Genomic DNA, 9,153 nt, shown 5'->3' with positions numbered 1-9,153 from the left:
TAACATTATAATCCGTAGCAAAAAGATGCTTTTCTTCACCAGAAACTATGATGTTATCGAATCTTCAAGTCAAACCTTTTATTTCCATTCCGATTTTACTAATTTTTTCTACATTTAATATCTCTCTCCCCGTGTTGAGTCAAAATATATCTACCCCGTCTCAAACACAGATAGAGTCAAAAAATGATGTGAATTTTAGTCAACATTTTAACAAATTAGGAATAGAAGGTTCAATTATAATCTATGACTCGCAACTCGATCGAACTTTTCAACATAATTCCCAACGTAATATTACTCCTTTTCCCGTTGCCTCTACCTTTAAAATACTTAACTCTCTTATTGCCTTAGAAACTGCTGTCATCAAAGATGAAATTGCTGTTTTAACATGGGATGGAGTAGAAAGAAGCCTTCCTGTGTGGAATCGAGACTTAAATTTAAAAGAGGCGTTTCAAATCTCAGGTGTTTGGTTTTATCAAGTGTTAGCCCGTCGCATCGGTTATAATCAAATGACATCATGGGTGAAAAAAGTTGACTATGGTAACAACAATACAGGCAATCCAGAAGACATTGATCAATTTTGGTTAAACGGAAAATTACAAATAACTCCTCAACAACAAATACAGTTTCTCCGTCGTCTTCATGATAACGATTTACCTTTTTCTGACAGGACAATTTCGATCGTCAAAGATATAATGATTAATGAGAAAACCCCTAACTATACCATTAGAAGTAAAACGGGTTGGTTTGGTTATGGAAATCCAGACATTCAAAATATTGGTTGGTATGTGGGTTATGTGGAAACCAAAGACAACGTTTATTTTTTTGCCACTAACATTGATATTAAACAAGAAAAAGATGGTATTGCCAGATTACAGTTAACTCGTCTTTGTCTGGAAGATTTAGGGGTTTTTGCATCTAAGTAGGGAAAACCACATCTTGATTTACCTCGATCGACTGTGACATGATAACAAGTAGGTTGGGTTGAGGAAACGAAACCCAACACATCATCAAATCTTTAGTTTACAGTAACAACCGAAAAAAAGGCTAAAGCCTATAAACTTTTGACTAACACAATTTACCAGATAATAACAGGAAATATGATTTCGATCGATAGCGAAGGAATCTCAATATTGTTGGGAAAATGTGTAAGTCTTTATTTTGTTGGGTTTTATGCTTTGGAAAAGACGACTCAATTTAAAGATTTTTCATCAACCCAACCTACATATATTTATTAATTATTGATTAAAAGCAAGTAAAAAACTATGACTACTGTTTTAGAAAAAGGAAATATCTCTATCCATACAGAGAATATTTTTCCCATTATCAAAAAATCCCTTTATACTGATCATGAAATCTTTTTAAGAGAGTTAATTTCTAACTCCGTTGACGCTATTTCTAAAGCAAAAATGGCATCCTTAGCAGGAGAAATTACTAATAATTTACCTGAGCCTGAAATTACCGTTACTATTGACAAAGAAAATAAAACCCTGTCTATCAGCGATAACGGTATCGGCATGACAGTGGATGAAATCAAAAAATATATCAACCAAGTCGCCTTCTCCAGCGCCGAAGACTTTATCACTAAATACGGTAAAACCGCCAATGATTTAATCGGACATTTCGGTTTAGGATTCTATTCCGCTTTCATGGTAGCCAAGCAAGTAGAAATCGACACCTTATCATACCGTGAAGGAGCAACCGCCGTCCACTGGTCTTGTGATGGTTCACCCGAATTTCAGTTAACAGACTCCTCTCGCACAACTCCCGGCACAACTATCACCCTCACTATCATGGATGAGGAAACAGAATATTTAGAGGAATCTCGCATTAAAAACCTCATCAAAAAATACTCTGACTTTGTACCCGTTGCTATTAAAATGGGGGATGAGCAAATTAACCGTCAAAAAGCCTTATGGAAAGAATCCCCTCAAAATCTCACCGATGAGGATTACCTAGAGTTTTACCGTTATCTCTATCCTTTTCAAGAAGATCCGTTATTGTGGGTACATTTAAACACAGATTATCCATTCTTACTCAATGGTATCCTATTTTTTCCCAAATTACGTCCCGATGTTGATGTCACTAAAGGGCAAATTAAGCTATTTTGTAACCAAGTCTTTGTCAGTGACCATTGTGAGGAAATTATACCAGAGTTTTTAATGCCCTTACGAGGTGTTATCGATAGCCCTGATATTCCTTTAAACGTTTCCCGTAGTGCTTTAACTAATCATCGCACTGTCAGACGCATTGCTGATTTTATCAGTAAAAAGATCGGCGATCGACTCAAATCCTTATACAATGAGGATAAGGCAAAATATATCAGCAGTTGGGAAGATGTCGGCACATTCGTTAAATATGGTGCATTGAGAGACGAAAAATTTAAGAAACAAGTGGAAGACTTAATCATCTATCGCACTACTTATCAAGCGAATAAGGAAGAAACCCCCAAAGTAGAAATTGACTCTGGTGATGATGCTTGGAAGGATGTCACTCCCGATGTGAATCAACCTTATACTACTTTAAACGAATACCTAGAACGTAACAAAGAAAAACACGAAAAGCGAGTTTTTTACTGCAATAATGCTCAAACTCAAAGCACTTACGTTGATTTATACAAGAATCAAGGCATCGAAGTCTTATTCATGGATTCTTTCATCGATGCTAACTATTTTATCCCCTTCCTTGAAAGAGAATATACTGATGTCAAATTCTCAAGGGTTGACTCGGAGTTAGACTCTAGCTTGGTGGAAGACGACAAAGCCAACGAAATTGTTGACGCTAATAGTAATAAAACCCGTGCGGAAGTCATCAAGGAAATTTTTGAGAAAGCGATTAACAAGCCCAAAATTAACATCAAAACTCAATCCTTAAAAAGTGAAACTCAGGAAGAAACTCCTCCTGCCATGGTATTGTTACCCGAAGCCATGCGCCGTTTTCAAGAGATGACTGCCATGATGCAACAACGGGAAATGAAGTTTCCTGAAGAACATATGTTGGTAATTAATACCGCACATCCTTTGATTGAAAATATCTATCAACTCAACAAAGGTGCAATCATTCAAGGTAGCGGTGAATCTCCTACTCAGGAGATGGTTAACCTTATGTGTCAATATGTCTATGATTTGGCTTTGATGGCGCAACGCGCGTTTAATGCTGAGGAGATGATTGATTTTGTAGCTCGATCGAACAAAGTTTTAACCAAATTAACCAAGCGCTAAAATTATAGGGTGGGCATTGCCCACCTTTTTTAAAGTATAAATTACTTCGATCGAACTGCTAACAAAACTAACCAAGTGCTAAAATAAAAAAGGTTGATTTTTTTAGGCAAATTCTGTATAATGTTAAAGTACGATTCGGGGTTATAGCTCAGTTGGTAGAGCACTGCAATGGCATTGCAGGGGTCAGCGGTTCGAATCCGCTTAGCTCCATATATTTAAGATTTTGAAATAGTTACTGAAAAATCAACATTACACCGATCGAAATGATTAATGTACCAGCGATCGAATTAATTACTTTCATCATCTTAGTTTTTTTTAGTAAAGAACTGGTTTTGTCTCCCATTAAAGCATAAATTAGTTTTGCACCACCAACTCCGATGGTTGCCATCAGAATAATAACGAAAGTATCTGTTATGGAAATAGTTGATAAATCGACAAAGGCTGGAAGAAAACTTAAGTAGAAAAATATCGCTTTTAAATCACCTAAACTAATAAAAAAACCGATTAAAAAACTAGATAAGAATGAAGATTTACTATGGATATTAAGTGTTATTTCTTGATTTTTAGTTCTCCATAATCCAATTCCTAACCAAATTAAATACCCTCCGCCGATGAGTTTAAATATTGTTAATAAATTTGTGGGAATTTCTCGCAGAAAAGTTAAGCCATAAATAGCTAATAAAATAAAAATAATATCCCCTGAAACAATACCAATAGTTGTTAAAAAACCATGACGAAATCCATAGGTTACAGCTCTTACAGAAACTGCTAAAACACTGACACTAGGTATCAAGGCAAGAATTACGATCGAAATAAATAAACTCAAACTACTATTGAAAGTCATAAACTGTATTTTTACTCAGTTTCTTTTTGGGGAGGCAACTCTAAAGATGACTCTAATTGGGCTTTTTGCTGTACTTTTTCCCTTGTTTCAAAACTTAAGGGTATTTTCTCTAATTCAGGTAATGCCACTAATTTACGGCGTTTTTGGCTTCTCTGTTGTGTGGTAAATGTCGGTAAAGGTTGTTCTTTTTCTTGCTCATTTAACCAGTAACTTGCCACAGGTAAAGTATGTTCTAAATCTTCTAACAAGCGAGGAATAATCATCACGGAGTTTAATTCCCCTATCCTTTCGGCTTCCGCCATTCCTGCTTCAATGGCAACGGCAACATTGGCAACCGTACCTCTAATAATAGCAGTACATAGCCCTGCCCCGATCGTCTCATAGGAAGCCAATTGTACATCTGCGGATTTTAACATGGCATCGGCTGCTCCTACCATAGCTGGAAATCCTTTCGTTTCAATTAAACCGATCGATCGATTACTTAGTTTACTATAACCTCGTTGCTTTTGTGCCATTTCCACTAGACGACTACCGATGGGAAAAATCGCTTCTAAATTAGGCATGGGGCGAGGTATAACTAATTTTGTGTGTAATTGTCCAATTTGTTCCGCCATTTTTGCCCCTTCTTCCACCGCTAAACGTACATCAGCAATATTTCCTCGTACGATCGCTGTACAATGCCCTGCGCCTATTTTTTCGTAACCAACTAACATCACTTCTGCGGATTTTAACATCATATCAGCAGTGCCAACGATGGCAGGAAAACTATAAGTGGAAACTAAACCGAGAGCGCTATCGGGACTTATATGCCTATGTCTCATGAAGGGTGATCAAAAATGAGTTAGTATGAACCTATTATAGTTAAGATTTTCTTAATCTTGTCTATGGTTTTATCATACATTGATTATGAGTAATTGACAATTAAATAAGCTAGTTTACATTTAAGTAGAATGGTGAGAGGAGGCAAAAGGCAACACTTCGACTACGACATTTCGACGGTTATCGAGCGTAGTCGAGATAATGAGCAAAAAATCTGATAGGATAATAAGTTTAGTTTCTATGATTTTTTATGCACAAAATTCCCGTTACTGTTATTACTGGTTTTCTCGGCGCTGGAAAAACTACCCTATTGCGTCATCTATTACAAAATAATCAGGGTAGAAAAATCGCTGTGATTGTCAATGAGTTTGGGGAGGTTGGCATTGATGGAGATTTGTTACGCAGTTGTCAGGTATGTGATGATGGTGAAGAAAATAGCAATATTATTGAGTTAACTAACGGTTGTCTTTGCTGTACGGTACAAGAAGAATTTTATCCCACTATGCAGGAATTGTTAACGAGAAAGGATAATATAGATTCGATCGTCATTGAAACATCAGGATTAGCCTTGCCTAAACCACTGATTCAGGCTTTTAAATGGCAAGAAATTCGTAACCATGCCACCGTAGATGCAGTTATTACCATTGTGGATAGTGACGCTTTAGTTAAAGGTACTTTTGTCGGTGATATAAAAGCCTTAGAGACTCAAAGACTCAATGATCCTAGTTTAGATCATGAAAGTTCGATCGAGGAGTTATTTGAAGATCAATTAGCTTGTGCTGATTTAGTATTATTAACCAAAACAGATTTATTAGATGATAACGATTTAACTTCCGTCAAGGATTGGTTAGAGAAAGAATTGCGCACGGGAATTAAAGTGATTCCCTGTCATCAAGGGGAAATTAACCCCGATGTCTTACTTGGTTTTAATAGTGCCGTAGAAGATAACTTGTCGAATCGTCCATCTCACCACGATAATGAGGAAGAACATGATCACGATGATGATATAGAATCCAAAGAATTATTTATAGAAAACCCCGTGAATCCTCAAGAATTAATCAGCAAATTGCGTACTATAGTCAACAATTTCGAGATTTATCGTATCAAAGGCTTTGTTAATGTGGTAGATAAACCAATGCGTATGGTATTACAGGGTGTCGGCGATCGATTTGACACATTTTTCGATCGATTTTGGCTACCCGAAGAAAAGCGAGTTACCAAATTAGTCATTATTGGGCGCAACTTACAGGATATTGATAATGACATTTTCAGAATCCGAGATAGTCTTTAACTTAATATTACAAGAGCAAGTGAGCAATGTCAGTTCAATTATCATTCCAACTACTGCGCCATGCGGATTCTGCGAGGGCGATCGAGTATTTTTTATGTATTTTTTGATATTGAGTATCTAGTTCATTTAACTGTTGAAGAAGGTTATTAATTTTTTGGCGAATTAAATTTAAACTAGGATCATTAAATTCGATTTCTGTTAACCTTAAACACACCGCCACAATAGGAGTAATATCAATATTATGATCCGATTTATCTTCTCTTTCAATTAATAAACTAAGGAGATTAGGCGCACCACTGACAAGGGAAGTATTTTCTTCGGCTTGTAACGCCATTTCTAAAATTTTACTAGGTATTTTATCAGGTAAAATATGAGCTTGTTGTAAATATTTATTGGCACGATGAGAGATATTAGTTAAACATTCTTCTAAACAATCTTCAATATCTAACTGTAATTTGATTAAATCTTGGGAATCTAATTCATTATCTTCTATCTCATTACTCTGCTGATTTTCGTTTATTTCTGACTCTGATACATCATCATTATTGTATATTTCTTCTTTGGAAAAAACTTGAATTATTTGATTATAAAAGTCTCTAATTATTTGATTATCACTGAGTTCGATCGAGCTAAAGGCTTTTAATAAATCATCTTGAAAAACAGTCTCTAAACCCTTAATTTTTTGCTGTAAATCGTATCTTTGTTGATAGGTTAAATCTAAAAAAGCAGTAGGATATTTTTGAGTACAAATTTGATAAGTAGCCACAGTCAATTGACGTTTAACCACAGCACTTAAACTCTCAAAATAATGACAATATAAACCCTGTAAATTAACAGCTAAATTTTTAATTTTTTCATTTAAAATAGTCAAATCACTGCGTAATTGTTTGATTGACTTACTCATTTTTAGTGAATAGTAGAGAGTGAATAGTGAATAGTGAATAAAGTCGCTTTAGCAGACGGTAGTGGATTATTGATTAACAACTAAAACTATTTTTAATTCCTAATTCTTAATTCTTAATTCCTAATTTCTCATTCCTAATTATTTTAACCCTGCTTGTGCGGCTACTTCTTCAGCAAAATTGGTTTCTTCTTTTTCGATGCCTTCCCCTAAAACAAAACGGGTAAAACGGCGCACTTGGATATTTTCACCAATTTTAGCCACTTGTTGAGTAATTAATTCTTCTACCGTGATACCTTGTTCACGAATATAAGGTTGACTCAATAAGCACATTTCCCCTAAACGTTTTTGGATTCTACCTTCAACGATTTTTTCTTTAATATTGGCTGGTTTATTGCCTAAATCGTCTCTACCCATTTCGATTTCTTTCTCTTTGGCAACGATGTCTTGAGGAATATCAGCAATTTTAATATATTCCACATTAGGACAAGCCGCAATCTGCATAGCAATATTTTTAGCTAATGCTTGGAAATCTTCACGACGGGCAACAAAATCGGTTTCGCAGTTAACTTCAACGATAACACCAATTCTTCCGCCAGTGTGAATATAACTTTCCACAATACCTTCAGCCGCAACTCTACCCGCTTTTTTCTCAGCAGAGGTGATACCCTTTTGACGTAACCACTCGGTGGCTTTGTTGATGTCTCCATCACTTTCTACGAGGGCTTTTTTGCAATCCATCATCCCTGCGTTAGTTTTTTCTCTAAGTTCTTTTACTAATTTAGCTGATATTTCTGCCATAATACTTAAATTTTAATAAAATTATCTTCAATAATCATTACATGAATTGAACCTAGCAATGACATTTTTTATTCATTCCTCATTCCTCATTCCTCATTTATTTACTCTTCTTCGTCACCGTAAGACTCGTCTTCGTAATCTTCTTCATCGTATTCATCGTATTCTGCTTCATCACCGTTAAATTCATCGATGGTGCCTTCGGCGATGGCTTTACCGTAACGCCCTTCATAAATAGCATCCGCTAATTTACCAATGATAAGTTTGATCGATCGAATTGCGTCATCATTAGCAGGAATGGGGAAGTCCACTAATTCAGGGTTACAGTTAGTATCAAGCATAGATACAACAGGTAAATTGAGTTTTTCACACTCTTTGATGGCGTTATGTTCTCTACGAATGTCAATAATGATTACAATATCAGGTACACGACGCATATCTTTGATACCGCCGAGATATTTTTGCAGTTTGCCTAACTCACGACGTAAAACAGAGGCTTCTTTTTTGGGGCGTCTGTCTAAAGCGCCACTTTCTTCTAATTCTTCTAAATCTTTGAGACGTGCTACTCTGGATTTAATGGTATCCCAGTTAGTGAGCATTCCACCTAACCAACGTTGATTGATGTAAAATGCACCACAACGAGTGGCTTCTTGGGCGATAATCCCTGCGGCTTGACGTTTTGTACCAACAAAAAGCACTTTCTTGCCATTTTCGGCGGCTTTTTTAACGTAGTTATAGGCATCATCCATTAATTGTGCGGTTTGCACTAAGTCGATGATATGTACCCCATTTCTAGCGGTGTAGATATAAGGCGCCATTTTGGGATTCCAACGGCGAGTCTGATGCCCAAAGTGTACACCAGAATCTAATAGTTCTTTTAAGGTAACTACTGACATTTTATATTCTCCTTTAGTTCGGGTTTATCCTCCATCTGGGCTAGTTTTATTTCTGATTTAGAAACACCCGACATCCCAGATGTGCGAATTTTGACAACTTTACTAGCTTATCATAATTTCTAATTTTTTTCCATAAATCATTTTTTAGGTTCGTAGTAAAGGCTTTAGCCTTTTGTTTCTTGACGGAATTGTTTACCATATTCAAGGGCTTCTAAAAAAGTTTCTTCATCAGATATTGAACCGATAGATAACATTATCAAGCCAATTATTAGCTTAAACGGCGAGAAGCCCCACACTTTGTTTTCGAGTAAAAAAAATAATTAAAACAAGTGTGGGATGAATCGCCAGTGACGTGATAAAATAACTATAGGTTAACCACCTCAACC

General features: G+C 36.0%; 8 protein-coding genes and 1 tRNA gene. 4 read left to right on the top strand and 5 right to left on the bottom strand.

Translation table 11 applies throughout. The features are described 5' to 3' along the window. Window positions 1-47: 47 nt before the first annotated feature. From blaOXA to ACN4EE_RS20740, 3 genes are all read left to right on the top strand, one after another. Window positions 48-923: a class D beta-lactamase gene (blaOXA, locus tag ACN4EE_RS20750; RefSeq protein ID WP_431708409.1), complete on the top strand. Its 876-nt coding sequence runs from the start codon at window positions 48-50 to the stop codon at window positions 921-923. 339 nt (window positions 924-1,262) lie between these two features. Next, entirely contained in the window at window positions 1,263-3,218 is a 1,956-nt protein-coding gene (gene htpG, locus ACN4EE_RS20745; RefSeq protein ID WP_431708408.1) for a molecular chaperone HtpG, read from the top strand. Window positions 3,219-3,355: 137 nt separating this feature from the next. Beyond that, a tRNA-Ala gene (locus tag ACN4EE_RS20740) sits at window positions 3,356-3,428 on the top strand. 22 nt (window positions 3,429-3,450) lie between these two features. Here ACN4EE_RS20740 and ACN4EE_RS20735 read toward each other — a convergent pair. Then, the gene (locus ACN4EE_RS20735) at window positions 3,451-4,062 is read right to left on the bottom strand and encodes a LysE family translocator (protein ID WP_431708407.1); all 612 of its coding nucleotides are present in this window, start codon (window positions 4,060-4,062) and stop codon (window positions 3,451-3,453) included. Between the two features lie 11 nt (window positions 4,063-4,073). Beyond that, window positions 4,074-4,883, bottom strand: coding sequence for a carbon dioxide-concentrating mechanism protein CcmK (locus ACN4EE_RS20730; protein WP_431708406.1), 810 nt, complete (start codon window positions 4,881-4,883; stop codon window positions 4,074-4,076). Window positions 4,884-5,131: 248 nt separating this feature from the next. Here ACN4EE_RS20730 and cobW point away from each other — a divergent pair, with 248 nt between their 5' ends. After that, entirely contained in the window at window positions 5,132-6,172 is a 1,041-nt protein-coding gene (gene cobW, locus ACN4EE_RS20725; RefSeq protein WP_431708405.1) for a cobalamin biosynthesis protein CobW, read from the top strand. A gap of 34 nt (window positions 6,173-6,206) precedes the next feature. Here cobW and ACN4EE_RS20720 read toward each other — a convergent pair whose 3' ends face one another. The 3 genes from ACN4EE_RS20720 to rpsB all read right to left on the bottom strand — a co-directional run bounded on the left by ACN4EE_RS20720 (window position 6,207) and on the right by rpsB (window position 8,767). Continuing rightward, on the bottom strand, window positions 6,207-7,076 hold the full coding sequence (locus tag ACN4EE_RS20720; RefSeq protein WP_431708404.1) for a hypothetical protein: 870 nt from the start codon (window positions 7,074-7,076) through the stop codon (window positions 6,207-6,209). A 138-nt stretch (window positions 7,077-7,214) separates the two neighbouring features. Continuing rightward, window positions 7,215-7,874 (bottom strand): translation elongation factor Ts, encoded by a 660-nt coding sequence (gene tsf / locus ACN4EE_RS20715; protein ID WP_431708403.1) that lies wholly within the window; start codon window positions 7,872-7,874, stop codon window positions 7,215-7,217. Window positions 7,875-7,975: 101 nt separating this feature from the next. After that, window positions 7,976-8,767, bottom strand: coding sequence for a 30S ribosomal protein S2 (gene rpsB, locus ACN4EE_RS20710; RefSeq protein WP_431708402.1), 792 nt, complete (start codon window positions 8,765-8,767; stop codon window positions 7,976-7,978). Window positions 8,768-9,153: the final 386 nt, after the last annotated feature.

This window comes from Geminocystis sp. CENA526, from assembly GCF_050753365.1.
Classification (GTDB): domain Bacteria; phylum Cyanobacteriota; class Cyanobacteriia; order Cyanobacteriales; family Cyanobacteriaceae; genus Geminocystis.
This window is presented reverse-complemented; position numbering and strand designations above follow the sequence as displayed.

Bases quoted from the DNA above. Each gene is read 5' to 3' on its own strand.
- blaOXA (WP_431708409.1), top strand. From the start codon at position 48: ATGATGTTATCGAATCTTCAAGTCAAACCTTTTATTTCCATTCCGATT.
- ACN4EE_RS20735 (WP_431708407.1), bottom strand. From the start codon at position 4,062: ATGACTTTCAATAGTAGTTTGAGTTTATTTATTTCGATCGTAATTCTT.
- ACN4EE_RS20730 (WP_431708406.1), bottom strand. From the start codon at position 4,883: ATGAGACATAGGCATATAAGTCCCGATAGCGCTCTCGGTTTAGTTTCC.
- tsf (WP_431708403.1), bottom strand. From the start codon at position 7,874: ATGGCAGAAATATCAGCTAAATTAGTAAAAGAACTTAGAGAAAAAACT.
- ACN4EE_RS20720 (WP_431708404.1), bottom strand. From the start codon at position 7,076: ATGAGTAAGTCAATCAAACAATTACGCAGTGATTTGACTATTTTAAAT.
- htpG (WP_431708408.1), top strand. From the start codon at position 1,263: ATGACTACTGTTTTAGAAAAAGGAAATATCTCTATCCATACAGAGAAT.
- cobW (WP_431708405.1), top strand. From the start codon at position 5,132: ATGCACAAAATTCCCGTTACTGTTATTACTGGTTTTCTCGGCGCTGGA.
- rpsB (WP_431708402.1), bottom strand. From the start codon at position 8,767: ATGTCAGTAGTTACCTTAAAAGAACTATTAGATTCTGGTGTACACTTT.